The sequence below is a fragment of the Pseudonocardia abyssalis genome, from assembly GCF_019263705.2.
Classification (GTDB): Bacteria; Actinomycetota; Actinomycetes; order Mycobacteriales; family Pseudonocardiaceae; genus Pseudonocardia; species Pseudonocardia abyssalis.
In genome coordinates this window covers 2299095-2324515 of record NZ_JADQDK010000001.1, presented here as the reverse complement: position 1 = coordinate 2324515, position 25421 = coordinate 2299095, and the positions used below count along the sequence as shown (strand labels likewise).

Below are 25421 nucleotides of genomic sequence, written 5' to 3'. Positions count from 1 at the left end.
GTTCATGCGCCCTCGAACGTCGGACGCCGCTTGGCCAGGAACGCCTCGACGGCCTCCCGGTGGTCCTTCGTGACGCCGAGCCGGGCCTGCCCGGCCCCCTCGGCGTCGAGGACGGTGTCGAGCGGGGAGACCGCGCCGATCGCCACGGCCTTCTTGATCTCGGCGAAGGCGAGCGTGGGGCCCGCGGCGAGCCGGCGCGCCAGCTCCAGGGCCGTCTCCAGGACGTCCTCGACGGGGACCACGGCCCGGACCAGGCCGGACGCCTGCGCCTGGGCGGCGTCGAAGGACTCGCCGAGCAGCAGCAGCTCCAGGGCGCGGGCGGCGCCGAGGGAGTGCACGAGGCTCGCGGAGAGACCCGAGTCGGCGGTGAGCCCGATCGCGGAGAACGCGGTGGCGAACGTGGCCGAGTCGGCGGTGACCCGCAGGTCGCAGGCGAGTGCGAGGCCCAGCCCCGCGCCCACGGCGCCGCCGTTGATCGCGGCGACCACCGGCTTGGGCATCGTGGCCAGCGCCCGGACGATCGGGTTGTAGTGCCGGCCGACGGTGTCGAACGCCGTGGCGGGATCGGCCTCCAGGGCCTGCACGTGCTCGCCGAGGTCCTGCCCGACGCAGAACGACTTGCCCGAGCCGGTCAGCACGACGGCACGGACGCCCGCGTCGGCCGCGACGCCCTGCAGCGCGGCGAGCAGGGCCTCCTTCAGCTCGACCGTGAGCGCGTTGCGCTTCGCGGGCCGGTTCAGCGTCACGACCGCGACGGCGGGGTCCTTCTCGTCCGCCGCCACGAGCACCGCGGGGTCCGTTGCTGCACTGTTCGTCTCCACGAGGTCATGCTAGCCTGCCCAACAACCGAACGATCGTTCGCCGCGCGACAGCAGGGACGGCTCAGGATGACCGACGTGTATCTGGTGAGCGGGGCCCGCACCCCGCAGGGCAAGTACGGCGGGGCGCTGGCGGGTGTGCGCCCCGACGACCTCGCCGCCCTCGTGGTGGCCGAGGCCGTACGGAGGGCGGGCGTCCCGGGTGACGCGGTCGACGAGGTGATCCTCGGTGCCGCGAACCAGGCGGGGGAGGACAACCGGGACGTCGCGCGGATGGCCGTGCTGCTGGCCGGCCTGCCGTCGACGGTGCCGGGCTACACCGTCAACCGCCTTTGCGCGAGCGGCCTGACCGCCGTCGCGAACGCCGCGCAGTCGATCCGGGCCGGCGAGGCCGACGTCGTCGTGGCCGGTGGGGTCGAGTCGATGACCCGCGCCCCCTGGGTGATGGCCAAGCCCGGCACGCCCTGGGCCAAGCCCGGCGAGGTCGCCGACACCTCGCTCGGCTGGCGCTTCACGAACCCGCGGTTCCGCGATCTGGACCGGTCCGCGCCGGATCCGCACACCGAGACCGAGGGCCCGGTGACGCTGTCGATGGGGGAGACGGCCGAGGAGGTCGCCGCGCTGGACGGCATCACCCGCGCCGAGTGCGACGAGTTCGCGGTGCGCAGCCACGCCCGCGCCACGGCCGCCGCGAAGGACGGCCGGTTCGACGCCGAGCTCGTGCCGGTCACGATCCCGCAGCGCAAGGGCGACCCGGTCGTCGTCACCGCCGACGAGGGCCCGCGGCCCGACGCGTCGACGGAGTCGCTGGGCCGGCTGCGGCCGGTCTTCCGGGAGGGTGGTGTGGTCACCGCGGGCAACGCGTCACCGCTGTCCGACGGGGCCGCCGCGCTCGTCGTCGCGAGCGGGCGGGCCGTGCGCGAGCACGGTCTGACGCCGATCGCGCGGATCGTGGTCGGCGCCAGCGCCGGCGTCGCCCCGCACGTCATGGGCCTGGGCCCGGTGCCCGCCACGCGCAAGGTGCTCGACCGGGCCGGCTGGTCGGTGACCGACCTGGACGCCGTCGAGCTCAACGAGGCCTTCGCGGCCCAGAGCCTCGCCTGCGTCCGCAGGCTCGGCCTCGATCCCGGCATCGTCAACGCCGACGGGGGTGCCATCGCGCTCGGCCACCCGCTGGGCTGCTCCGGTGCCCGCATCACGCTCACCCTCGCCCACCGCCTGCACCGCGAGGGCGGCCGCCGTGGTCTCGCGACGCTCTGCGTCGGCGTGGGCCAGGGTGTCGCCGTGCTGATCGAACGTGTCTGACCATCCCCGACGACGAGGAGAGCCCATGAGCATCCCCACCCTGCGCAGCCACGTCAGCGGCGGCTGGTACGCCCCCGCCGACGGTCGCCCCCTGCACGACGCCGTCACCGGTGAGGAGGTCGCGCGGATCTCCTCCGACGGCGTCGACTTCGCCGGGGCCCTCTCCTACGGACGCACCGTCGGCGGCCGCGCGCTGCGCGAGCTGACCTTCCACCAGCGCGCCGCCCTGCTCAAGGCACTGGGTCAGCACCTGCGCGAGCACCGCGAGGAGCTCTACGCCGTGTCCGCGCAGACCGGTGCGACGCTCGGCGACTCCAAGTTCGACGTCGACGGCGGCATCGGCGTCCTGCTCGCGTACGCCTCGAAGGCGAAGCGCGAGCTGCCCAACGACACCGTCTACGTCGAGGGCGACATCGAGCCCCTCGGGCGCGGCGGGACCTTCCTCGGCCAGCACGTCTGCACTCCGCTGCACGGCGTCGCGGTGCAGGTCAACGCGTTCAACTTCCCGGTGTGGGGCCCCCTGGAGAAGTTCGCGCCCGCATTCCTCGCCGGCGTGCCCAGCATCGTCAAGCCCGCCAGCCCCACGGCGTTCCTCACCGCGAAGCTCACCGAGCTGATCGTCGGCTCCGGGCTGCTCCCCGACGGCACGTGGCAGTTCGTCGCGGGCTCGGTGGGTGACCTGTTCGACCACCTCACCGGCCAGGACCTCGTCTCCTTCACCGGTTCGGCGTCCACGGCGCAGACCCTGCGCGCGCACCCCGCGATCGTCCGGAACTCGGTGCGGTTCTCCGCCGAGGCCGACTCGCTCAACCTCTCCGCGCTCGGCCCGGACGCCGTCCCCGGTACCGAGGAGTTCGACCTGTTCGTCAAGGGCCTCACCACCGAGATGACGGTGAAGGCGGGCCAGAAGTGCACGGCGATCCGGCGCGCGTTCGTGCCCGCTGAGCACGTCGACGCCGTGGTCGAGGCGGCCTCGGCGCGGCTCGCGAAGGTCACCGTCGGCGACCCCGCCACGGCCCGGATGGGCGCGCTGGCCAGCCTGGAGCAGCGCGAGGAGGTGCGCCGTAGCATCAAGGCCCTCGCCGACGCCGGGCGCATCGTCTTCGGTGACCCCGACTCGGTGCAGGTCGAGAACGCCGACGCCGACCGTGGCGCCTTCGTCTCCCCGATCCTGCTGGTCGGCGACCCGGAGCGGGCCGAGCCGCACGAGGTCGAGGCGTTCGGTCCGGTCTCCACGATCCTCCCGTACACCTCCACGGAACAGCTGATCGACTACGCCGCCCGTGGCCAGGGCAGCCTGGCCGGTTCGATCGTCACCGCCGACCCCGCGTGGGCCCGCGAGGTCGTGCTCGGCGTCGCCCCGTGGCACGGGCGGCTGCTGGTGCTCAACGCCCGCGACGCGAAGGAGTCGACCGGCCACGGCTCGCCGATGCCCCAGCTCGTGCACGGCGGCCCCGGCCGGGCCGGCGGCGGCGAGGAGATGGGCGGCATCCGCGGGGTGCTGCACCACATGCAGCGCACCGCGATCCAGGGCGACCCGGACACCCTCGCCGCGGTCACCGGCCGCTGGGTGACCGGTGCGCAGCGCCGCGAGACCGACGTGCACCCGTTCCGCAAGCACCTCGAGGAGCTGCGCCCCGGCGACACGATCGTCGCCGGCCCGCGCACCGTGACCCAGGAGGACGTGGAGCACTTCGCCGAGTTCACCGGCGACACCTTCTACGCCCACATGGACGCCGAGGCCGCCGCGGCCAACCCGCTGTTCGGCGAGCGCGTCGCCCACGGCTACCTGATCGTCTCCCTGGCCGCCGGGCTGTTCGTCGACCCCGACCCGGGCCCGGTGCTCGCCAACTTCGGCGTCGACCGCCTGCGGTTCCTGACGCCGGTGAAGTTCGGCGACGCCCTGACCGTCACGCTCACCTGCAAGCAGCTCACCCCCCGCGACTCCGCCGACTACGGCGAGGTGCGCTGGGACGCCGACGTCACGCGCCAGGACGGCGAGTCCGTCGCCCGCTACGACGTGCTGACCCTCGTCGCGAAGCAGGCCTCCGCGTGAGCGGGCTCGACGGCCGCGTCGCGGTGGTCACCGGCGGGGCACGGGGGATCGGTGCCGCCACCGCCCGCCGGCTGGCCACCGAGGGCGCCGACGTCGCCATCGTCGACCTGGACGAGGCGCAGTCGGTGCAGACGGCGAAGGCGATCGAGGCGGACACCGGGCGGCGGGCGGTCGGGATCGGCGCCGACGTCACCGACGCGGACCAGGTCACCGCGGCCGTCGACCGCGTCGCGGACGAGCTGGGCCCGCCCGGCGTCCTGGTCAACAACGCCGGCGTGACCCGCGACAACCTCTTGTTCAAGATGAGCGACGACGACTGGGACACCGTGATCGGCGTCCACCTCCGCGGGTTCTTCCTCGCCACCCGGGCCGCGCAGCGCCACATGGTAGCCGCGAAGTGGGGCCGGATCATCAGCCTGTCCAGCGTGTCGGCGCTGGGCACCCGGGGCCAGCTGAACTACTCGGCCGCCAAGGCCGGGCTGCAGGGCGCCACGCGGACGCTGGCGATCGAGCTCGGCCCGTTCGGCGTCACGGCCAACGCGGTGGCGCCCGGCTTCGTGGTCACCGAGATGACGGGCCGGCTGGCCGAACGCCTCGGCACGACACTGGAGGCGTTCACCGAGGAACGGGCCGCCATCACCCCCGTCCGCCGGGCCGGGACCCCGGAGGACATCGCGGGGATCATCGCCTTCCTGGCCGGCGACGACGCCTCGTTCATCACCGGCCAGACGATCTACGCCGACGGAGGACGACGGCTGTGACCACCCCGACGACGACGTCGAAGCGCCTCGGCGACGCCCCGCAGGCCGACACGCTCGATCCCGAGGAGCGCATGGGCGTCGACGAGCTGCGCGCGCTGCAGCTCGAGCGCCTGCAGTGGACCCTGCGCCACGCCTACGCCAACGTGCCCCACTACACGCGTGCGTTCGACGCCCACGGGGTGCACCCGGACGACTGCCGCGAGCTCGCCGACATCGCGAAGTTCCCCACCACGAGCAAGGCCGACCTGCGCGACAACTACCCGTTCGGCATGTTCGCCGTGCCCCAGGCCGACGTCCGCCGGGTGCACGCGTCGTCGGGCACCACCGGCAAGCCCACGGTCGTCGGGTACACCGAGGGCGACATCGACCGGTGGGCCGGGCTGATCGCCCGGTCGCTGCGCGCCGCGGGCGCCCGGCCCGGACACAAGATCCACAATGCCTACGGCTACGGCCTGTTCACCGGTGGACTGGGCGCGCACTACGGCATCGAGAAGCTCGGGGCCACGGCCATCCCGGTCTCCGGGGGCATGACGCCGCGCCAGGTCCAGCTGATCGGTGACTTCCGGCCGGAGGTCATCCTGGTCACCCCGAGCTACATGCTCACGGTCATCGACGAGTTCGAGCGCCAGGGCGTCGACCCGGCGTCGTCCTCGCTGCAGGTCGGCGTGTTCGGCGCCGAGCCGTGGACCGAGCAGATGCGCTCCGAGATCGAGGAGCGGATGGACATGCACGCCGTCGACATCTACGGGCTCTCCGAGGTCATGGGCCCCGGTGTCTCCCAGGAGTGCGTCGAGACCAAGGACGGGCTGCACATCTGGGAGGACCACTTCCTGCCCGAGGTCGTCGACCCGCTCGACGGGGGGCGGGGCACACCACTGCCCGACGGGCAGGAGGGGGAGCTGCTGTTCACCAGCCTCACCAAGGAGGCGCTGCCGATCATCCGGTACCGCACCCGCGACCTGACCACGTTGCTGCCCGGCACCGCCCGGCCGTCGATGCGGCGGATGGCGAAGATCACCGGCCGCAGCGACGACATGATCATCCTGCGCGGGGTGAACGTGTTCCCGACCCAGATCGAGGAGATCGTGCTGCGCACGCCCGGTCTCGCCCCGCACTTCCAGCTCGAGCTCACGACCCGGGGCCGGATGGACGCGCTCGCCGTACGGGTCGAGGCGCGGGCGGACACCCCCGCCGGGCGGCGTGACTCGGCCGCGGCCGAGCTGGTCAACGCGGTCAAGGAGACGGTCGGGGTCTCGGTGAGCTGCGAGGTCGTCGACCCGGACACCCTGGAGCGCTCGGTCGGCAAGCTGCAGCGCCTCAAGGACCGCCGCACGAAGTAGCAGGCCCGGGACCAGCATTTCGACGCAGGGCACGGAGTGCCTCGACGACTGGCGCTCCGTGCTCTCGCGGACTGACCTGGCTCGCGGAGGGTGACCGCGTCGCCTATGAGGTGGACCGCGTCGCCTATGAGGAGGTCAGTGGGGACAAGGGTCCGCAGGCTCGCGGGGTGTGCCTGGTCCGGGGTGTCGAGCCCGGGGTGGCGTCGCAGCGGTCCACCACAGCGGCGCAGGGCGCCGGTCCGACAGCCGGCCGAGGCGCTCCGCGGCGCCGCTGTTCGGGAACTCGATCGACGCGGGAGGCGCGCTACTCCCCGGTTCGGAGCCACTGCCGGACGCGGGGCAGCGTGTCGGCGCCGGCCGTCCGGCCGAGGTCCGCGGCGAGGTCGGCGATGCTGACCCTCGCGAGGGCGTCGCGCCAGGCCCGGTCCGCCGTGTGCATCACGCGCGCGATGCCGCAGGGGGCCGTGCAGGTCTCCGGGGGTGCGGCCAGGGGTCCGCGCTGCCGGACCTCGGTGCAGCGGAACGCCGGTTCCGCGCCGCCGATCGCCTCGACGACGTCGAGCACGGTGATCTCGGTCGGGGGACGGGTGAGCCGGTAGCCGCCCGCCTGGCCCTGGGTGGAGTGCACGAGCCCGGCCCGGGACAGCGCCTGCAGCTGTTTGGCCAGGTAGGTGGGGGAGACGTCGTGGAACTGCGCCAGTTTCGCGGCCGGTACGGGGTCGTCGACGCCGCTGAGCACGACGCAGCAGTGCAGACCCCACTCGACTCCGCCCGCCATCTTCATCCGGCCAGTCTACTTGACTCGGACAGGCAGTATCCGAGTAGTCTTTCGGATATAAGTTGTCCGAGTTGAGGGAGTGGTCATGCGGATCGTCGTCGTGGGTGGGACCGGGCTGATCGGGTCGGCGCTGGTGCGCCTGTTGGGGGAGGCGGGGCACGAGGCCGTGCCGGCGTCGCCGTCGACCGGGGTGGACACGCTCACCGGAGCGGGCGTCGCCGACGTGTCGGCCGGGGCGGCGGTCGTGGTGGACGTGACGAACTCGCCGTCGTTCGAGGACGGGCCGGTGCTGGACTTCTTCACCCGGTCGACCCGGACGCTGCTGGCGGCGGAGCGGGAGGCGGGTGTGGGGCACCACGTCGCCCTGTCGATCGTCGGGACCGACCGGGTCCCGGCGAGCGGCTACCTGCGGGCGAAGTGCGCTCAGGAGGAGCTGATCCGGGCGGGTGGGGTGCCGTTCACGATCGTGCGGGCCACGCAGTTCTTCGAGTTCCTCCCCATGATCGGTGCCGGGGCGGTGGTGGGGGACGCCGTGGTGCTGCCGACCGCGGACCTGCAGCCGGTGGCGGCGGCCGACGTGTCGGCGGTGCTCGCCGAGGTCGCGGTGGGGGTCCCGATGAACGGGCACCTGGACCTGGCGGGGCCGGACCGCCGGCCGTTCGCCGGGTTCGTCGGGCCCGTGCTGGCCGCGCAGGGTGACGCGCGTGCGGTCACGTCGAGCGCGGACGCGACGTACTTCGGCGCGGTGCTCGAGCGGGACTCGCTGGTGCCGACCGGGCGCGCCCGCATCGCCCCGACCGGATTCGCGGAATGGGAGGCGGGGCGTCCCGCCCGAGTCTGACCCACCGGGTCGCAGGAGGCCGGGCGGCCCCCGCTGCAGCGGAACGGGTCGACGCACGAACCTCGGGTCCGGTGCAGCGGCCGAGCCGACCGGGTGCGGGGAGGTCTGCTGGGCGCCCGGACGGGCGGGACCGTCATCGTCCGGGCGGCGCGACCTCAGAGCGCCATGTCGATGACGAGCTTGCCGGGCGCGTGACCGGACTCGACGAGTGCCAGTGCCTCCCCCGCCCGAGCGAGCGGGTAGGTCGCCGTGACGGCCGGGTCGAGCCGTCCGGTGACCATCAGGTCGGCGACGCGCTCGAGGCCGCTCCGGTCGAGCCGGCGGCGGACGAACGCGCCGCCGAGCTCGGTCACCGACGGGTCCCCGACGGAGACGAGCGCGTCCGGCGTCGTCGCCAGCGGGGCGACGGTGCGCAGGGAGGTGCCCCCGACCGTGTCGACCACGGCGGCGAAACCGTCCGGAGCGTACGTCCGCAGCCGGTCCATGAGATCCGCGGCGGCATAGTCGACGAAGATCGCCCCGACGGCCGTCGCGCGGTCCCGCTTGGCGGCGCTGCCGGTGCCGACCACGACCAGGCCGCGGTCCCGCGCCATCCGGGCCACGGCCGACCCGACGCCGCCGCCGATGCCGTTCACCAGCAGCGCCGCGCCGTCGGGCGGCGCGAGCTGGTCGAGGACGTCCAGCGCGGTGGTGCCGGAGACGGGGATGGTCGCGGCCCACGTCTCCGGCAGCGCGTCGGGGATCCGGGCCGTGGACGCGGCGAGCAGCAGGGTCGTACCCGCGTAGGTGCCCGCACCGGTCAGGGCGAACCCGGTGACCCGGTCGCCGACGGCCAGGCCGGTGACCTCGTCGCCGACGGCCAGGACGGTGCCGGCCGCCTCCATCCCCAGCACCTGGGGGAAGGGCACGTGGCCGTTCAGCTCGCGGACGTGTCCGGAACGGAGCAGGTGATCGAGCGGATTGACCCCCGCGGCCGCGACGCGGACGAGGACCTCGGCGGGCCCGGGCGACGGGTCGGGCCGGTCGAAGAACTCCTGGACGTCGGCGGCACCGAAGCTCCGGTACCCCAGGACGGCGCTCATGGCGGGTTCCCTTCTCCCACTCCTCGCCCGACGCTCGGTCCGAGGACGGCGCCACGCTAATTCCTGACATCGGTGTCAGGTTCCAGTCGATGTGACGCACGGAACACCCCGGTCGGATCGGCGGCGCCGGTCCTCGCCAGCGCGGACGCCGGGTGGCGGCGAGGGAGCCCAGCAGGCGCAGGCCCGCGATGCTGTCGGTGCCCGGCTCGACGTGACCGACGGCGCCGACGTGCAGGCCTTCGTCGACGGGGCCCGGGAGCGCCACGGGCGGGTCGAGGTCCTGGTCAACAACGCGGGCGTGATGCCCCTGTCCGGGCTGGATGCCGGGCTGGTCGAGGAGTGGGAGCGGACGCTGGACGTGAACGTGCGGGGCCTGCTGTGCACGGCATCGCCGCCATGCCGCCGCCGTGCCGCCGCCGTGCCGCCGCCGTGCCGCCCGTGTTCACCCCGCCGACCCGGCCCTCGTCGGCACCGCGTCCCGGAGCGCCTGATGCGCGCCCTGCAGCCTCAGGCCCGGTGCTGCGGAGATCCCGGTCGCGTCCGCCGGTTCGTCTCGATCAGCGCGTCGAGGGACTCGCGGGTGCGCGTGAGGTCGACGATGTGGGCGTCGAGCCGGTCGCGTTCCTCGACCAGCCGCTCGTGGGCATCGTCGCTGGTGTGCTCGCTCGGCACGTCCACGCACGGCAGCACGGCGGCGATCGTCCGGCTCGACAGCCCGGCGTCGAAGAGCCGCCGGAGCAGCCGGACCCGCTCGACGTCGGCGTCCCGGTAGTGCCGCTGGGCGCCGGTGCTGCGGACGCTGGCGAGCAGCCCCTGCTCCTCGTAGTACCGCAGCGACCGGGCACTCGCCCCGGTGCGGGTGGACAACTCACCGATCCGCACGACCCGCCCCCTGACGTCGGTCACGCCTTCTGGCATCTCACAGTCTGGATCTCACAGTCTGGCATCTCACAGTGATGTGGGCTTCCACGGTAGCGCCCTGGTCCCAGGCGATCCGACACCGTGCCGACGACGAGGTGGGCGTTGCAGGACCGGCCCGGACGATGTGGACGGTCGGTCAGCCGGGCTGCCGTCGTGGCGTCGATGTCGCCATGCGGTCCCACGTCCCCGGACCGACCCCGGCCGCGCGCAGCTCCACCTTGCGGACCTTCTGCGTCGGGGTCTTGGGCAGCTCGTCGACGATCTCGACGTAGCGCGGCACCATGAACCGGGCGACCCGGTCGGACAGGAACGCCACCAGCTCCTCAGGGGTGGGGCGGGTGCCGGGGCGGGGCACGACGACGAGCTTGATCTCGTCCTCGCCGTACTCCGACGGCACGGCGACGGCGGCGCTCTCCACGACGTCGGGGTGGGCGTTGACCTCCTCCTCCAGCTCGGCGGAGGAGATGTTCTCACCGCGGCGGCGGATCGCGTCCTTGATCCGGTCGACGAAGTAGAAGTTGCCGTCGGCGTCGCGGGTGAAGCCGTCACCGGTGTGCAGCCACTGGTTGCGCCAGGCGGCGACGGTGGCCTCGGGCTTGCCCCAGTACCCGGCCATCAGGGTCCACGGTTCGTCGCCGCGCAGGACCAGCTCCCCGAGCTCGCCCGGTCCGACCTCCACGTCGTCGGCGTCGACCACGCGGGCCTGGAAGCCGGGGCGGACGCGGCCGCAGCTGGTGTCGTCCGCCAGGTCGCCGCCGTCGCTGAGGATGCAGCAGGCGGTCTCGGTCATGTTGAACGTCGTGCGGACCCGCAGCCCGAACCGCTCCCGGAACCCGTCGACGTCGCCGACGAGGGGGAGCAGCAGCGCGTCGCGCAGGGGGGTCGTGGCGTCGTCGGGGTGGGCGGGCTGCTGGTGGAGGAAGTTCGCCATCGCACCGAGCAGGATCGTCGTCGTGGCCCGGTACTCGCGGACGTCGCTCCAGAAGCGGGCGGTGTCGAACCGCGGCCGCATCACCACCCGCGCCCCGAGCAGCGCCGCGGCGTAGAGCGGGCCCTTGCCGCTCATGTGGAACATCGGGAACGGGGAGTAGAACGCGTCGGTCTCGTCGAACAGCTCGGTGGGCATGATCCCGGTCGCGGTGAGCTCGGCCTGGCGCCACGTCACCAGCACGCCCTTCGACGGGCCGGTCGTACCCGAGGTGTAGATGATCGAGGCGATGTCGCGCCCGGCCGGGGGCGCGAGGTCGGCGGGTGCGGTGGCGCCGTCGAGGAAGTCGGCCGCGGTCACCAGCTCGAACGCCGAGGACGGCAGCGGTCCCCGCGCCCCGACCACGACGATCGTCCGCAGCACGGCCGTGCCGGCCGCGGCCTCCTCCAGCGCGGCGAGGTGGTCGGCGTGGGCGACCATCACCGCGGCGCCGGAGTCCTCCACGACGTAGCGCAGGAGCCGCCCGACGTAGCCGGTGTTGATCGGCACCTCCATCGCCCGCAGCCGGGACAGCCCCAGCCAGGCCGCGACGGCCTCGGTGCACGGCGGGAGCATCACCAGCGCCGTGTCGCCCGCCGACAGCCCGGCCCTGGCGAGCGCGCCCGCCCACCGGTCGGCGTCGGCGTGGGCGTCGGCGTAGGTCCAGACGGCGCCGGTGGCGGTCTCGACGACGAACGGCGCGGTCGGGCGTTCGGCGGCCCGGCGGGCCAGCAGCACGGGCAGGGTGGGGTCAGCGGGCGGCATCGCTGCGGTCCTCTCGGTCCAGGTGTGGGTCGGTCCAGTCGACGGCGTCGGCGGGTGCCGCCGAGCGCGGTGGGGGCGCCGGCGCGGCGGGGACGCTGCGGGAGAACCGCGGTGCGGGAGCCGCCTGGACGACGCCGTCGAGGTCGAGGTGCGCCGCGCGGGCCACGAGGTGCGGGTGGCGCGTCGCCTCGGCGAAGGTCAGGACGGGGGTGACGCAGGCGTCGGTGCCGGTGAACCGGTCGACCCACGCGTCGCGCGGCCGGGTGGCGAACACCCCGCCGATGCGGGCGCGCAGCACGGGCCACGCCGCGCGGTCGTGCTGGGCGGGCAGCGCCCCGCCGTCGAGGCCGAGCCCGCGCAGCAGTGCCGCGTAGAACTGCGGCTCGATCGCCCCGACGGCGACGTACCGGCCGTCGGCGCAGGTGTAGGTGCCGTAGAACGGGGCGGCGCCGTCGAGCAGGTTGGACTCGCGGTCGTCGCTCCAGCCACCGGCCCCGCGCAGCGACCACAGGCCCTGGGCCAGCGACGTCACGCCGTCGACGATCGCGGCGTCGACGGTCTGGCCGAGCCCGCTGCGCGCGCGCTCGCACAGCGCGGCGAGGACGCCGATGACGAGGTAGGTCGAGCCGCCGCCGAAGTCGCCGACGAGGTTGAGCGGCGGGGGCGGGGGCCGGTCGGCCGGGCCGAGGGCGTGCAGGACGCCGGTGAGCGCGAGGTAGTTGATGTCGTGGCCCGCCGCGGCGGCCAGCGGGCCGTCCTGGCCCCACCCGGTCATCCGGGCGTAGACCAGCCCGGGGTTGGTGGACCGGCACTCCTGCGGCCCCAGCCCCAGCCGCTCCGCGACGCCGGGACGGAAACCCTCGACGAGCACGTCGGCCCGGTCGGCCAGCGCCCGGACCCGCGCGCGGTCGTCCGGGTCCTTGAGGTCGGCGGCGACGCTGCGCCGCCCGCGCAGGAGCTGGTCGTGGTGGCCGTCGGGGTACAGGTCGAGCCCGCCGGAGTGCCGCTCGACGCGCACGACGTCGGCGCCGAGGTCGGCCAGCAGCATCGCGGCATGCGGCCCCGGGCCGATGCCGCCCAGCTCCAGCACCCGGATCCCGTCCAGCGGCCCCGCGGTCACGCGGCACCCCCCGCCGTGAGGACGACCAGCGGTTCCCCGGCGCCCACGACCTGCCCGACCGCCACGCAGACCGCCTCGACGGTCCCGGCGACCGTCGCCCGCACGGGGTTCTCCATCTTCATCGCCTCCACGCGCACGAGCACGGCTCCGGCCTCGACCGTGTCGCCGACCGCGGCCTCGACGGCCACGACCGTGCCCTGCATCGGGCTGATGACGCGGAGGTCGGCCGCCGCCCCCCGGTCCGTCCGCCGCGTGGGCGCCGGGCGCGCGGCCCGGCGGACGGGGGATGCGGTGGCGGGTGGGGCGGGGATGCGGTTGAAGCGCCCGCCGATCCAGGCGCCGTCGGCCGGGGCGTCCGTCGGGGCCGGGGTCACGGCCAGGCTCGGCACCACGACCTGCTCGAACCACCCGGTGGGGACACCGCCCGCGGCGAAGTCGGGGTGGGCCAGCACGGCCGCGGCCGCGGGGACGGTGCTGGGCACGCCGTCGACGACGGTGCCCGCCAGCGCGGCGCGGGCCCGGTGCAGCGCCGCGTCGCGGGTGGGGCCCCAGACGACGAGCTTGGCGACGAGCCCGTCGTAGTCCGGCGGCACGGCGTCGCCGGGCTCGTAGCCGGTGTCGAGCCGCACGCCCGGCAGCCACGGCACGTGCAGCGCGCGCAGCGTGCCGGCGGCGGGCAGGAAGCCGCGGGCCGGGTCCTCGGCGTTGATCCGGCACTCCACGGCGTGGCCGCGCGGCGCCGGCCCGGAGACCGGCACCGACAGCGGCGCACCCCCGGCGACGAGCAGCTGCTCGCGGACCAGGTCGATGCCGAGCACCGCCTCGGTGACCGGGTGCTCCACCTGGATGCGGGTGTTGAACTCCAGGAAGTGGAACCGCCCGTCGTCGACGAGGAACTCCACCGTGCCCGCGCCGCGGTAGCCGACGCCGCGGGCCAGCGCCACCGCGGCCTCGCCCATGGCCGTGCGCAGCTCCGCGTCGAGCCCGGGCGCCGGGGCCTCCTCCACGAGCTTCTGGTGGCGGCGCTGCACCGAGCAGTCGCGGTCGCCGAGCCACACGACGCCGCCGTGGTGGTCGGCCAGCACCTGGACCTCGACGTGCCGCGGGCGGGTCAGGTACCGCTCGGCGTAGACGGTGCCGTCGCCGAAGGCGGCCCTTGCCTCGGACCGCGCCGCGGCGAGCGCCGCCTCCACGTCCCCCGGCCCGGCGACCACGCGCATGCCGCGCCCGCCGCCGCCGTGCGCGGCCTTCACCACGACCGGCCAGCCGTGCGCGTCGCCGAGTGCACGCACCTGCCCCGCGTCGAGGTTGCCCTCCACGCCGGGCAGCACCGGCACCCCGGCCGCCACGGCCAGCGCCCGGGCGGAGACCTTGTCGCCCATCGCGGCCACCGCGCCCGCGGGCGGCCCGACGTAGGTCAGGCCGGCGTCCTCGACGGCCGCCGCGAACCCCGCGTCCTCGGCCAGGAAGCCGTAGCCGGGGTGCACCGCGTCGGCCCCGGTCGCCCGGGCGGCCGCGAGCAGCACGTCGGCGTCCAGGTAGGTCGCGGCGGCCGTGCGACCCGGCAGCGCCACGGCCTCGTCGGCGAGCCGCGCGTGCAGGGCCCCGGCGTCGGCGTCGGAGTGCACGGCCACCGAGGCGATCCCCAGCTCCGCGCACGCGCGGACGATCCGCACCGCGATCTCCCCGCGGTTGGCGACGAGCACCTTGGTCAGCATCGCGCTCCTCAGACGGGGGAGACGCCGTGGCGCTTGGCCGGCGCCGCCGACCGGCGGCGCCGCGGCGCGCGGGACAGGGCGTCGATCAGGGCGGGGCGGGTCTCGGCCGGCTCGACCACGTCGTCGATGCCGAAGCCCTGCGCGGCCAGGAACGGGTCGACCTGGGCGCGGAAGCCCGCGATCAGCCCGGCGCGGTGGGCGGCCGGGTCCGGTGCCGCCTCGACCGCCCCGCGGTAGGCGATGTCGACCGCGCCCTCCACCGACATCGCGCAGATCTCCGCGGTGGGCCAGGCCAGCGCGAGGTCGGCGCCGAAGCTGCGCCCCCCGCACATCGCGATGTACCCCGCGCCGTAGCCCTTGCGGAGCACGACGCTGAACCGCGGCACGGTCGCCTGCCCGAGCTCGAAGAGCAGCCGCCCGCTGCGCCGGGCGAGCTGGGTGCGGCTGGACTCGCTGCCGACCAGGAACCCCGGCACGTCGATGAGGAACAGCAGCGGCACGCCGAACGCGTCGCAGACCGACACGAAGTGCGCGGACTTCTCGCACGCCGGGCTGTCGAGCGCGCCGCCGAGGTGCTGCGGCTGGTTGGCCACCACGCCCACCGGGGCGCCGCCGATCCGGACGAGCGCGGTGACGACGTTCGGGGCGTGGTCGGGCTTGACCTCGAAGACGCTGCCCGCGTCGGCGAGCCCGTCGACGACGTCGCGCACGTCGTAGGCGACGCCGGTGTCGGCGGGCACGACCCCGGCCGGGTCGCGGCCCGCGGGCTCGCGGGCCGCGTCGTGCGGCGGGACGCCGTCGGTGCTCGCGGGGAGGTAGCCGAGGAACACCCGCACGGCGTCGAGCGCCTCGTCCTCGGAGTCGACGGCCAGGTCGGCGACCCCGAGCCGGGCCTGCACGTCGGCGCCGCCCAGGTCCTCCTGCGAGATCTGCTCGCCGGTGGCGGCGCGCACGAGCGCGGGCCCGGCGATCCCCATCGTGGCCAGCCCGCGGACCATCACGACGAAGTCGGCGAGCGCGGCGAAGTTGGACGGCCCGGCGAACCCCGGCCCCAGCATCGCGGCGACGACGGGCACGTATCCCGACAGGTCCACCATCTGCTGGAACACCGTGAAGCCGTGCGCGAAGTGGTGGCTGTCGAGGCCCTCCTGGATCCGGTGCCCGCCGCCGTCGAGCAGCATCACCAGGGGCAGCCCGTCGTGCAGCGCGCGCTCGCAGCAGCGCGCCACCTTCAGCCCGCCGGTGGTGCCGTTGCTGCCGCCGAAGACCGTGAAGTCGAAGGACATGACGACGGCGGGGCGCCCGTCGATCGTGCCGATCCCGGTGACGACGCCGTCGGCCGGGGCGACGAGGTGCTCGTCGCCTGGGGTGCCGCGGGCGGCGTCGGCGAGCCCGCCGAACTCGCGGAAGCCCCCCTCGTCGACCAGTCGGGTGATCCGTTCGCGCGCCGAGAGCTTGCCCCGCCCGTGCTGGCGGGCGATCGCGTCGGGGCGCCCCGCGTCGCTCACCGACCCGCGCCGCCTGCGCAGCTCGTCGATCCGATCCTGTACCGAGCCGTCACCCGCCATGGCGTTGACAGTAGTGTCAACGACGGGTGAACTCAATGCCGACGGGGTGCAGGAGGATGGCGACATGGGACGACCGGGCCGACAGCCGTGGAGCACGCGCACGGCCCGCGACCGCACCGACAGCGCCACCCGGGCCGCGCTCCTCGACGCCGCGGAGGACCTGTTCGCCGAGCAGGGCTACAAGCAGTCGCCCATCGCCGCGATCGCCCAGCGGGCCGGCACCTCGCGCGCCACGTTCTACGTCTACTTCTCCTCCCGCGAGGAGGTCTTCCGCGCACTGGCCGAGCGGGTCCGCGACGAGATCACCGCGGTGCAGCGGGTCGCGGGCCGGGGGTCGACCGACCCGCGCGTGGTGATCGGGACGTCGATCCGGGCGGCGCTGGCGGTGTACGCGCGCAAGAACCGGTTCATCACGGTGATGCAGCACCAGGCGCTCACCGATCCGGGCGTCGCCGAGCTGTGGCGCGAGGTCCAGAACGCCCCGTCGCGGGTCAACGCGGAGTTCATCGGGTTCCTGTGCGCCGAGCACGGGGCGCGCCCCGCGGCGTCGGCGCGCACGGTGGCCGAGGTCGTCGCGGCGGCGCTGGTGCACCTCGCCGCGCAGGCGGCCGACGACCCGGCCCGCCTCGACGAGCTGGGGCGCGACCTGGTGGAGGTCTACCTGCGGCTCGTCGGGCTGCCGCCGACCGGAGCAGGGCACGAGCAGGAACGGGGAGAGGCATGAACGACGACGGGACCGCGGTGCGCGCGCTGCTGGTGGCCAACCGCGGGGAGATCGCCGTGCGGGTGCTGGCGACGGCGGCCGCGCTGGGGATCCGCACGGTCGCCGTGCACCCGGCCGACGACGCGGCCTGCGCCCACGTCGCCCGCGCCGACGAGGCGGTCCTGCTGCCCGGCGCGGGACCGGCCGCCTACCTCGACGTCGACGCCGTGGTGGACGCGGCGGTGCGCACCGGCTGCGACGCCCTGCACCCCGGCTACGGCTTCCTGTCCGAGAACCCCGCCCTGGCCCGCCGGTGCGCCGGGGCCGGCGTGCGCTTCGTCGGCCCGTCGGCGGAGGCGCTGGAGCTGTTCGGTGACAAGACGGCCGCGCGGACCCGTGCCCGCGAGCTCGGCGTGCCGGTCCTGGACGGCACCGCGGCCCCCACCGACCTCGACGCCGCCCGCGCGTTCCTCGCCTCGCTGGGCCCCGGCGGCGCCGTGATGGTCAAGGCCGTCGCCGGAGGGGGCGGCCGCGGCACCCGGCCGGTGACCCGGGCCGGGGACCTGCCCGAGGTGCTGCGCCGGTGCGCCGCGGAGGCGCAGGCGGCCTTCGGCGACGGCGCGCTCTACGTCGAGCGGCTGCTGGCGCCCGCCCGGCACGTCGAGGTGCAGGTGCTCGGCGACGGCCGCGGCGACCCCGTCGTGCTGGGCGACCGGGACTGCAGCCTGCAGCGGCGCCGGCAGAAGCTCGTGGAGATCGCCCCGGCGCCCGCGCTGGACCCGGCCCTGCGCGAGCGCCTGCACGCCGCCGCCCGCACGCTCGTCGGGTCGGTCCCCTACGCGGGGCTCGCGACCGTGGAGTTCCTGGTCGAGGCGGACGGGGCCGGCCCGGACGGGTTCGCCTTCCTCGAGGTCAACCCGCGCCTGCAGGTGGAGCACACCGTGACCGAGGAGGTCACCGGGCTCGACCTCGTGGAGCTGGCGCTGCGGGTCACCGGGGGAGCGGCCCTGCCCGACCTGGGGCTCGCGGAGCCGCCGCCGTCGCGGGGCGTCGCCGTGCAGGCCCGCGTGAACACCGAGACCCTGCTCCCGGACGGGACGGTCGAGGCGCACGGCGGCGTGCTGACCCGCTTCCAGCCGCCGTCGGGGCGCGGGGTCCGCGTCGACACCCACGGCTACCCCGGCTACACCGTCGGGCCGCGCTACGACTCGCTGCTGGCCAAGGTGGTCGTCACCGACCCCGGCGGCGACCCGGCCCGCGTCGCCGCGCGGGCGGTGCGGGCGCTGGCGGAGTTCGACGTGTCCGGGGTGCCGACCACGATCGGCCTGCTCCAGGTGCTGCTCGACGACCTCGCGAACCCCGGCGTGCTCGACACCGGCCACGTCGACGCCCACGCGGCGGAGCTGTCGGCGGCCCGCCCCCGCAGCGCGCACCCGGTCGCGGAGGCGCCCACGGCAAGGTCCGGGCCCGGGTCCGCGGCCGCCGGCTCGCCCGTGCCCGACGGGGCCACCGCACTGCGCGCCCGCCAGCAGGGGGTGGTCGTCGCCGTCGCCGCCGAGGTCGGCGCGGACCTGCCCGCCGGGGCCGAGGTGGTGGTGCTCGAGGCGATGAAGATGCAGCACGCCGTGCCCGTCGCGCGGGCGGGGCGCGTCGAGGAGATCCGGGTCGCGGTGGGCGACGCCGTCGAGGCGGGGGCCGTACTGGCCGTGCTGCGCGACTCGGGTGACGAGGACGGCGCGGCCGCCGTCACCGGTCCCGCCGCCGACCCGGCGCACGTGCGCCCCGACCTGGCCGAGGTGCACGCGCGGCACGCCGCGGTCGCCGATGCGGCCCGCCCCGCCGCCGTGGAACGCCGCCACCGCGGCGGGCGCCGGACCGTCCGGGAGAACCTGGCCGACCTCGTCGACCCGGGCAGCCTCGTCGAGTACGGCGCACTGACCATCGCCGCGCAGCGCCGCCGCCGCGACGTCGACGACCTGATCGCCCGCACCCCCGCCGACGGGTTGGTCACCGGTACCGCCACGGTGCACGGCGCCCCGGTGGCGGTCCTGGCCTACGACTACACCGTGCTCGCCGGCACCCAGGGCGTCCACAACCATCGCAAGACCGACCGGCTGCTCACCCTCGCCATCGAGCGCGGCCTGCCGCTGGTGGTCCTCGCCGAGGGCGGCGGCGGGCGGCCGGGCGACACCGACACCTCCGCCGTGGCCCAGCTCGACGTGCCGACGTTCCGGCTCGCGGCCGGGCTGGCCGGGCGGGTGCCGACGGTGGCCGTGGTGGCGGGGTACTGCTTCGCAGGCAACGCGGCGCTGGCCGCCGGCTGCGACGTCATCATCGCCACCGAGGGGAGCAGCCTCGGGATGGGCGGTCCGGCGATGATCGAGGGCGGCGGGCTCGGGGTGGTCGCGCCCGGGGACGTCGGGCCGATGGACGTGCAGGTCGCCAACGGCGTCGTCGACGTGCTCGTGCCCGACGACACCGCGGCCATGGCCGCGGCGCGCCGCTACCTGTCCTACGTGACGGGGTCGGCGACCGTCGCTCCGGAAGGGGCTGCCGACCAGCGCCTGCTGCGCCATCTCGTGCCGGAGGACCGGCTGCGCAGCTACGACGTGCGCCCGGTGCTGGAGACGCTGTTCGACACCGGCAGCGTGCTGGAGCTGCGGGCCGGTTTCGGGACCGGGGTGGTCACGGCGCTGGCCCGGCTCGACGGTCGCCCGGTCGGGGTGCTCGCCAACGACCCGCGCCACCTGGGCGGGGCCATCGACGGCGACGCCGCCGACAAGGCCACGCGGTTCCTGCAGCTGTGCCAGGACCGCGGGCTCGCCGTGGTGTCGCTGTGCGACACCCCCGGCTTCATGGTCGGCCCGGACGCCGAGCGCACCGCGATCGTGCGGCGGTTCGGCGCGATGTTCGTGGCCGGGGCCCGGCTGACCGTGCCCGTCTGCGCCGTCGTCCTGCGCAAGGCCTACGGGCTGGGGGCGATGGCGATGTGCGGCGGCAGCGTGCACGCCCCGGTCCTCACGGTGTCGTGGCCGACCGGGGAGTTCGGCGGCATGGGGCTGGAGGGTGCGGTCCGGCTGGGGTTCCGCGCGGAGCTCGACGCCATCGCCGACCCGGAGGAGCGGAAGGAGCGCTACGACGAGCTCGTCGCCGACTACTACGAGCGGGGCCGGGCTCTGAGCGTCGCCACCGTGTTCGAGCTCGACGACGTGGTCGACCCCGCCGACACGCGCGCGCTGCTCGTCGGAGCGCTGCGGGCGGCCGGGTGACCGTTCGGGCCGACTGAACACGGAACGGGCCCGTGCGGGGACGGGAGCCCCAGTGCGCGGGCCCGGTGGCGCGGCGCGGTCCCGGGCGCGACCGACACGCTCGACGCGGTGATCAGATCGTCGAGTGTTCAGCTATCGTGAACGGATGGCGCGTGGTGGTGCGGCCCGGGGAGACCGGGTCGAGGTCTCCGACCTCGGTATCGGCGGACGGATCAGGGAAGCCCGGCTGGCCCGGGGCATGTCCCTGCGCACGCTCGCCGGCGTGCTCGAGGTCAGCCCGGCCACGCTGAGCCAGGTGGAGACGGGGAAGACCGCGGTCAGCGCGCTGCGGCTGGCCCGCATCGCGGAGGTCCTCGGCGTCGCCGTGCAGGCGCTCGTGCCCGAGGCGGGGGCCCGCCGGGGCCCGGCCACCGGGCCGCCCCCCACCTCCGACGAGCCGGTCGCCCGCCACCTGCGCCAGCGCGCGGAGACGGTGCGGGCCGTGCTGGCCGGCAACGGCGACGACTGGCGGGTCTTCCCGCCGCTGGCGCTCGACGCCGTGCTGAGCTCGGCGCTCACGGCGTTCGCCGAGCGCGGCTACCACGGCTGCTCGATGCGCGACATCGCCGCGGGGGCCGACATGTCGGTGCCCGGGCTCTACCACCACTACCCCAGCAAGCAGGAGATGCTCGCGACGCTGCTCGACATCGCGGGCGTCGAGTCCTACGAGCGGGCCGTGCGCGCCCGCGACGACGGCGGGGGCGGGGTCGAGCGGTTCGCCAGGGTCGTCGAGTCGATGGCGCTGTTCAACACCCACCGCCTGGAGTTCGCGCGGATCGGGGTGGCGGAGCGGCGCAACCTCGCCCCGGAGAACCGGGAGCGGATCACCGCGCTGCGCCTGCGGATCCAGTCGCTGTTCGACACCGAGATCGCGGCGGGCGTCGCCTCGGGGGAGCTGCGCACCGCGCAGGCCGCCGACGCCGGCCGCGCCGTGATCATGCTCTGCACGGGCCTGGCCAACTGGTTCCGCCCCGACGGCCCGGTCACGGCCGAGGAGGTCGCGCGGACCTACACCGGCTTCGCCCTCGGGATCGTCGGCGCCGACGAGCGTCCGCGCTCCTGATCCGGCCGGACCACCCCCCGGTCGCCGCCCGGACCCTTGACACCTCCCGGCGGGGCGGATGTAATACCGGCGTTGGTCCGAGCGATCGCTCGGGTGACTGAGGCTAAACAGTCACCGGGCGCCGTAGGGGGCGGGCCGACCGGAGTCGCACCGGCGGATCGCGCCGGGAGGCCCGGCCGGACTCTGTTCGGCACGAGACGAGCGAGCGCTCGGCCGGTACGGGCTGCCGGTGCGAGTGGTGGGATCCCGCAGCCCCCTGAGAGTGAAGGACTTCCGATGCAGAGGTTGCACCGCATCGTCGCGGCGGTACTCGGCGTCTCGGCCATGGCACTGGCGGGCTGCGCAGGCGGCGGGGGGGCGGGCCCCGAGGAGGGATCCGTCATCCGGATCGCCGGCCTCATGCCGCTGACCGGCCCGACCGCCGACACCTACGGCGCCTCGTTCGTGGCCGGTGTGGAGGCCGCGGTCGACCGGGTCAACTCCGCGGGCGGCGTCGACATCGCCGGGGTCGCGCACCAGGTCGAGTTCACCGTCTTCGACGACCAGTGCAAGCCCGAGCCGTCGCAGGCCGCGGCCCAGAGCGCGCTCGACGAGGACTACCAGTTCTTCTTCGGCCCCATCTGCTCGGGCGCGGCGTCGGCCGTGCAGCCGACGATGGCGCGCTCCGAGGCGCTGTGGACCATCCCGGTCGCCGTCGACGGGCCCACCCAGCTCCCCAACGTCTTCCGGACCATGCCGCGGGTCGGCGCCTACAGCGACGCGACGCTGGCCTGGCTGGCCGAGCACCCCGAGTACCAGCGCATCGCCCTGATCACCGACCAGAACCACACCGGCCTGGTCGCGGCCACCGACGGGCTCGTGCAGGGCATCACCGACCTCGGCCGCGAGGTCGTCGCCACCCAGCAGTACCAGTCCGGCGACACCGACTTCCGCGCCCCCATCACCGAGGTGGTGGCCGGGGGAGCCGACCTCTACCTGCAGCGGGCCTACCCCGCGGAGGCGGCGCTGCTGCTGCAGCAGACCCGCGAGCTGGGCGGCGACATGGCCGTGATGTGGAACGCGGGACTCACCAACGCCGACGTGGCGCGCCTGGTGCCGGACCCCTCCCTGCTCACCGACGTCTACCAGGCGGCGCCGCTGTTCAGCCTCGACACGTTCCTCGCCGAGGGGAACCCGCTCGCCCAGGAGGTGGCCGCGTCCGCGGGCGACCGGGCCGGCACGTTCACCGCGCAGGCCCAGGACCTCGCGACGGTCGTGCTGACCGCGCTGGGCGAGGCCGAGGAGGCCACCCCGGAGGCGCTGCAGGCCGCGCTGACCGAGCTGCCCGCCGCCGCGCTGGAGGGCCGGACCCTCAACGACTACACCCCGTTCGACGACGGACGCGCCTTCCGCGACCGCGAGGTGGGCGTGGAGGCGCTCGTCGTGCAGTGGCAGCAGGGCACCGGCTGGGTCGTGGCCACCAGCACCTCCTGACCCACCCGAGACCGACCGACGCAGAGGAGAGGCGACGACGTGGACGTCCTGCTGCAACAGATCGCGAACGCGCTGGTGCTCGGGGGCGCCTACGTCCTCGTGGCGCTGGGGCTGTTCCTGATCTTCAGCGTGCTCGACATCCCGAACTTCGCGCACGGCGAGATGTACGCGGCGGGCGCCTACCTGCAGTACCTGTTCGCGGTGCAGCTGGGGCTGCCGTTCGTGGTGGCCCTGGCCGCGGCGATCGTGCTCACCGCCCTGCTCGGGATGGCACTGGAGCGTTCGGTGTTCCGCCGCTTCCAGGGCGTCGGGCTCTTCCCCGTGCTGATCGCCTCGCTGGCGCTGGGCATCGTGCTCCAGCAGGTGATCGCGCTGGTGTGGGGCACGAACCCGGTCACCGTGCCGGCGCCCGTGGAGGGCGTCACGGCGCTGGGGCCGGTGCTCATCTCGAACTACCGGCTCGTCGTGGTGGGGGTCGTGCTGGTGGCGGCGGCCGCGATGGCCTGGCTGGTCTACCGCTCGGCCTTCGGCAAGCAGCTCAGGGCGCTGGCCCAGAACCGCTCGCTCGCCGAGCTGGCGGGCGTGCGGGTCGGGCGCGTCGGCACGATCACGTTCGGCATCGGGTCCGGCCTGGCCGGGCTCGCGGGCGGGCTCCTGGCGGCCGCCGGCCCGATGAACCCGTACATGGGCTTCCACCCGATGCTCGTCGCGTTCGTCGTGCTCGTGGTGATGGGTGGCGGCGGGCGGCTGTCCGCCGCGGTGGCGGGCGGTCTGGCGGTGGCGGTGATCGAGACCCTCACCGCGGGCTACCTCTCCAACGCCCTGCGGCTCGCCGTCGTGTTCGTCGCGCTGGTCGTGTTCCTCGTGTGGCGACCGGAAGGGGCCGTACGGCAGGTGTCGGCAGAGAGGGCGCGACTGTGAGCACGGACAGCGGGATCACGGACAGCGGGATCACGGACAGCGGGATCACGGACAGCGGGATCACGGACAGCGGGATCAGCCGCGGCGACGCCGTGCCCGAGGCGGCGTCGCCGCCGGACCCGGCGCCGCGGCGCCCGGGCCGCGCACGGCGGGGCCTGCCGGTGTGGGCGCGCGTGCTGCTGACCTTCGCGGTGCCGGTCGCGGGCTGGTTCCTGGCCCCCGAGCTGCGCAACTCCACCGTCCACCTGGTCACCGAGATCTGCATCTGGGCGTGCGTGGCGGTGAGCCTGCACCTCGTGGTCGGCTACGCCGGGCAGCTCAGCCTGGCCAGCGGGGCGTTCCTCGCCCTCGGCGCCTACATCGGCGCCCGCGCCACCGGCTTCTGGGGCTGGCCGGGGCTGCTGACGATCGGCGTGGTCGTCACCGTCAGCGCCGTGCTCGCCACGCTCGTCGCCCTGGTGATCTTCCGGGCCAGGGGCCTGCACTTCGCCCTGCTCACGGCGGGGATCTCGCTGGTCGCCTACGGCGTGCTGATCAACTGGTCGTCGGTCACCGGCGGGGCCGGGGGCATGTCGACCGGCGGCCCACTGGCCGAGGGCGGCCTGCCCGGCCCGCTCACGCTGGGGCCGATCGAGATCGGCACGGCCGACGAGTACCTGGTCGCGATGCTCGCCTTCCTGTCGCTGCTGCTGCTCGGGGTGTCGGTGCTGATGCGCCGCCGCACCGGGGAGTCCTGGAAGGCCATCCGCGAGGACGACGTGCTCGCGGCGTCCGTCGGGGTCGACGTCGTGCGGCAGAAGCAGATCGTGTTCGTCGTCTCCAGCGTGCTCATCTCGCTGGTCGGGGTGTTCTACGCGCACTGGACCGGGTTCGTCAGCCCGGAGTCCTTCACCTTCGCGCAGGCGTCCTTCGAGCCGGTCGCGATGATCGTCATCGGCGGGCTGGGCACGGCGGCCGGCCCGGTGATCGGGGCCGTGATCGTCGTGGGGCTGCCGGAGTACCTGCGCGACGCCGAGCGCTACGCGGTCCTCATCTACGGGCTGCTGCTGCTGTTCGTCGTGATGATCGCCCCGCGCGGGGTGGTCGGGCTGCTGCGCTCCGGCGCGGCGGCGCTCACCGGGGCCCGGCGCGGGCGCGAGGAGGAGAAGTGAGCGACCTGCTGGCCGTCGACTCCGTCGAGGTCCGCTTCGGCGGACTCACCGCACTGGGCGGCGTCTCCCTCGCGGTGCGGGCGGGGGAGTCCGTCGGGCTCATCGGCCCGAACGGCGCGGGCAAGACCACGCTGATCAACGTGCTCAGCGGCATGGCCGCACCCACCTCGGGCCGCGTGCTGTGGAAGGGCGACCCGCCGCGGCGCTGGCGGCTGGGCACCGCGGCCCGCACCGGGGTGGCGCGGACCTTCCAGGCCACACGGGTGTTCGGGGAGTTCACCGTGCGGGAGAACGTGCTCGTCCCCGTCCGGCACGCGCGTCGCCCCGTCGACGTGGAGCAGATCCTCGACACCCTCGACCTGACCCACCGGGCGGACGTCCCCGCCGCGTCGCTGGCCTTCGGCGAGGCCCGCAGGCTGGGCGTCGCGCTCGCCCTCGCCACCTCGCCCGAGGTGCTGCTGCTCGACGAGCCGGGCGCCGGGCTCACCGGCCGCGACCTCGACTCCCTCGGGGCGGCGATCCGCCGGATCTGCGGTGCGGGCGTGGCGGTGGTGCTGGTCGACCACAACATGCGCTTCGTCATGGGCACGGTCGACCGGGTCGTGGTGATGGAGAGCGGCGTCGTCATCGCCGACGGCAGCCCGGCCGACGTCCAGGCCGACGAACGGGTGCGCGGGGCGTACCTGGGAAGGAGGGCCTCCGATGCCTGACGCCGGGGCGGGACTGCTGGAGGTCGACGGCCTGTGGGTCGGCTACGGCGAC

20 protein-coding genes and 1 pseudogene are annotated in these 25421 nt (G+C 75.0%); 13 read left to right on the top strand and 8 right to left on the bottom strand.

What is annotated here, in order from left to right:
• Window positions 1-2: 2 nt before the first annotated feature.
• Window positions 3-821: an enoyl-CoA hydratase/isomerase family protein gene (locus I4I81_RS11115; protein WP_372453642.1), complete on the bottom strand. Its 819-nt coding sequence runs from the start codon at window positions 819-821 to the stop codon at window positions 3-5.
• Between the two features lie 66 nt (window positions 822-887).
• On the opposite strand from I4I81_RS11115, the gene I4I81_RS11110 reads away from it, so the two are divergent.
• The 4 genes from I4I81_RS11110 to paaK all read left to right on the top strand — a co-directional run bounded on the left by I4I81_RS11110 (window position 888) and on the right by paaK (window position 6280).
• The gene (locus tag I4I81_RS11110; protein WP_218604605.1) at window positions 888-2123 is read left to right on the top strand and encodes a thiolase family protein; all 1236 of its coding nucleotides are present in this window, start codon (window positions 888-890) and stop codon (window positions 2121-2123) included.
• Between the two features lie 31 nt (window positions 2124-2154).
• Complete coding sequence (gene paaZ / locus I4I81_RS11105) at window positions 2155-4179, top strand: phenylacetic acid degradation bifunctional protein PaaZ (RefSeq protein WP_218604609.1); 2025 nt, start codon at window positions 2155-2157, stop codon at window positions 4177-4179.
• Complete coding sequence (gene fabG / locus I4I81_RS11100; protein WP_218604604.1) at window positions 4176-4940, top strand: 3-oxoacyl-ACP reductase FabG; 765 nt, start codon at window positions 4176-4178, stop codon at window positions 4938-4940. Before paaZ ends, fabG begins: the two co-directional genes overlap by 4 nt.
• 71 nt (window positions 4941-5011) lie before the next feature.
• The gene (gene paaK, locus I4I81_RS11095; RefSeq protein WP_218604608.1) at window positions 5012-6280 is read left to right on the top strand and encodes a phenylacetate--CoA ligase PaaK; all 1269 of its coding nucleotides are present in this window, start codon (window positions 5012-5014) and stop codon (window positions 6278-6280) included.
• A gap of 304 nt (window positions 6281-6584) precedes the next feature.
• On the opposite strand, the gene I4I81_RS11090 is transcribed toward paaK, so the two are convergent.
• Complete coding sequence (locus tag I4I81_RS11090) at window positions 6585-7064, bottom strand: RrF2 family transcriptional regulator (RefSeq protein WP_218604603.1); 480 nt, start codon at window positions 7062-7064, stop codon at window positions 6585-6587.
• A gap of 79 nt (window positions 7065-7143) precedes the next feature.
• Between I4I81_RS11090 and I4I81_RS11085 the strand changes: the two genes are divergently transcribed.
• Complete coding sequence (locus tag I4I81_RS11085; RefSeq protein WP_218616022.1) at window positions 7144-7899, top strand: SDR family oxidoreductase; 756 nt, start codon at window positions 7144-7146, stop codon at window positions 7897-7899.
• Between the two features lie 155 nt (window positions 7900-8054).
• Here I4I81_RS11085 and I4I81_RS11080 read toward each other — a convergent pair whose 3' ends face one another.
• Window positions 8055-8981 carry an NADP-dependent oxidoreductase gene (locus I4I81_RS11080; protein ID WP_218606227.1) on the bottom strand — a complete coding sequence of 309 codons (927 nt, stop codon included), beginning with the start codon at window positions 8979-8981 and terminating at the stop codon, window positions 8055-8057.
• Window positions 8982-9072: 91 nt separating this feature from the next.
• Between I4I81_RS11080 and I4I81_RS31555 the strand changes: the two are divergent.
• Window positions 9073-9306 (top strand): annotated as a pseudogene (locus I4I81_RS31555) (SDR family NAD(P)-dependent oxidoreductase); the annotation flags it as partial.
• Window positions 9307-9488: 182 nt separating this feature from the next.
• Here I4I81_RS31555 and I4I81_RS11070 read toward each other — a convergent pair.
• The 5 genes from I4I81_RS11070 to I4I81_RS11050 form a co-directional block, all read right to left on the bottom strand.
• Entirely contained in the window at window positions 9489-9863 is a 375-nt protein-coding gene (locus I4I81_RS11070) for a MerR family transcriptional regulator (protein WP_218606228.1), read from the bottom strand.
• 175 nt (window positions 9864-10038) lie between these two features.
• Window positions 10039-11634 carry an AMP-binding protein gene (locus I4I81_RS11065; RefSeq protein WP_218616021.1) on the bottom strand — a complete coding sequence of 532 codons (1596 nt, stop codon included), beginning with the start codon at window positions 11632-11634 and terminating at the stop codon, window positions 10039-10041.
• Window positions 11621-12754, bottom strand: a complete 1134-nt coding sequence (locus tag I4I81_RS11060; RefSeq protein WP_218616020.1) for a CaiB/BaiF CoA transferase family protein — start codon at window positions 12752-12754, stop codon at window positions 11621-11623. Before I4I81_RS11060 ends, I4I81_RS11065 begins: the two co-directional genes overlap by 14 nt.
• Entirely contained in the window at window positions 12751-14472 is a 1722-nt protein-coding gene (locus I4I81_RS11055) for an acetyl/propionyl/methylcrotonyl-CoA carboxylase subunit alpha (RefSeq protein ID WP_218616019.1), read from the bottom strand. The genes I4I81_RS11060 and I4I81_RS11055 overlap by 4 nt, the downstream gene beginning before the upstream one ends.
• A gap of 8 nt (window positions 14473-14480) precedes the next feature.
• Window positions 14481-16040 (bottom strand): acyl-CoA carboxylase subunit beta, encoded by a 1560-nt coding sequence (locus tag I4I81_RS11050; protein WP_218605411.1) that lies wholly within the window; start codon window positions 16038-16040, stop codon window positions 14481-14483.
• A gap of 64 nt (window positions 16041-16104) precedes the next feature.
• Between I4I81_RS11050 and I4I81_RS11045 the strand changes: the two genes are divergently transcribed.
• From I4I81_RS11045 to I4I81_RS11015, 7 genes are all read left to right on the top strand, one after another.
• On the top strand, window positions 16105-16764 hold the full coding sequence (locus I4I81_RS11045; RefSeq protein ID WP_218605412.1) for a TetR/AcrR family transcriptional regulator: 660 nt from the start codon (window positions 16105-16107) through the stop codon (window positions 16762-16764).
• On the top strand, window positions 16761-20012 hold the full coding sequence (locus I4I81_RS11040; protein ID WP_225924539.1) for an acetyl-CoA carboxylase family protein: 3252 nt from the start codon (window positions 16761-16763) through the stop codon (window positions 20010-20012). Before I4I81_RS11045 ends, I4I81_RS11040 begins: the two co-directional genes overlap by 4 nt.
• 145 nt (window positions 20013-20157) lie before the next feature.
• Entirely contained in the window at window positions 20158-21114 is a 957-nt protein-coding gene (locus I4I81_RS11035) for a TetR-type transcription factor C-terminal domain-containing protein (RefSeq protein WP_218606305.1), read from the top strand.
• Between the two features lie 276 nt (window positions 21115-21390).
• Window positions 21391-22587, top strand: a complete 1197-nt coding sequence (locus I4I81_RS11030) for an ABC transporter substrate-binding protein (RefSeq protein ID WP_218616018.1) — start codon at window positions 21391-21393, stop codon at window positions 22585-22587.
• 39 nt (window positions 22588-22626) lie between these two features.
• The gene (locus I4I81_RS11025) at window positions 22627-23508 is read left to right on the top strand and encodes a branched-chain amino acid ABC transporter permease (RefSeq protein ID WP_218605394.1); all 882 of its coding nucleotides are present in this window, start codon (window positions 22627-22629) and stop codon (window positions 23506-23508) included.
• Window positions 23505-24659, top strand: coding sequence for a branched-chain amino acid ABC transporter permease (locus tag I4I81_RS11020; protein ID WP_218605395.1), 1155 nt, complete (start codon window positions 23505-23507; stop codon window positions 24657-24659). The genes I4I81_RS11025 and I4I81_RS11020 overlap by 4 nt, the downstream gene beginning before the upstream one ends.
• Window positions 24656-25369, top strand: coding sequence for an ABC transporter ATP-binding protein (locus I4I81_RS11015; RefSeq protein ID WP_218605396.1), 714 nt, complete (start codon window positions 24656-24658; stop codon window positions 25367-25369). The genes I4I81_RS11020 and I4I81_RS11015 overlap by 4 nt, the downstream gene beginning before the upstream one ends.
• The last annotated feature ends 52 nt before the right edge of the window (window positions 25370-25421 follow it).

Coding starts and splice junctions, on each gene's coding strand:
- I4I81_RS11065 (WP_218616021.1), bottom strand. CDS start 11,634: ATGCCGCCCGCTGACCCCACCCTGCCCGTGCTGCTGGCCCGCCGGGCC.
- I4I81_RS11050 (WP_218605411.1), bottom strand. CDS start 16,040: ATGGCGGGTGACGGCTCGGTACAGGATCGGATCGACGAGCTGCGCAGG.
- I4I81_RS11040 (WP_225924539.1), top strand. CDS start 16,761: ATGAACGACGACGGGACCGCGGTGCGCGCGCTGCTGGTGGCCAACCGC.
- I4I81_RS11035 (WP_218606305.1), top strand. CDS start 20,158: ATGGCGCGTGGTGGTGCGGCCCGGGGAGACCGGGTCGAGGTCTCCGAC.
- I4I81_RS11045 (WP_218605412.1), top strand. CDS start 16,105: ATGGGACGACCGGGCCGACAGCCGTGGAGCACGCGCACGGCCCGCGAC.
- I4I81_RS11090 (WP_218604603.1), bottom strand. CDS start 7,064: ATGAAGATGGCGGGCGGAGTCGAGTGGGGTCTGCACTGCTGCGTCGTG.
- I4I81_RS11080 (WP_218606227.1), bottom strand. CDS start 8,981: ATGAGCGCCGTCCTGGGGTACCGGAGCTTCGGTGCCGCCGACGTCCAG.
- I4I81_RS11030 (WP_218616018.1), top strand. CDS start 21,391: ATGCAGAGGTTGCACCGCATCGTCGCGGCGGTACTCGGCGTCTCGGCC.
- I4I81_RS11055 (WP_218616019.1), bottom strand. CDS start 14,472: ATGCTGACCAAGGTGCTCGTCGCCAACCGCGGGGAGATCGCGGTGCGG.
- I4I81_RS11085 (WP_218616022.1), top strand. CDS start 7,144: ATGCGGATCGTCGTCGTGGGTGGGACCGGGCTGATCGGGTCGGCGCTG.
- I4I81_RS11110 (WP_218604605.1), top strand. CDS start 888: ATGACCGACGTGTATCTGGTGAGCGGGGCCCGCACCCCGCAGGGCAAG.
- paaK (WP_218604608.1), top strand. CDS start 5,012: ATGGGCGTCGACGAGCTGCGCGCGCTGCAGCTCGAGCGCCTGCAGTGG.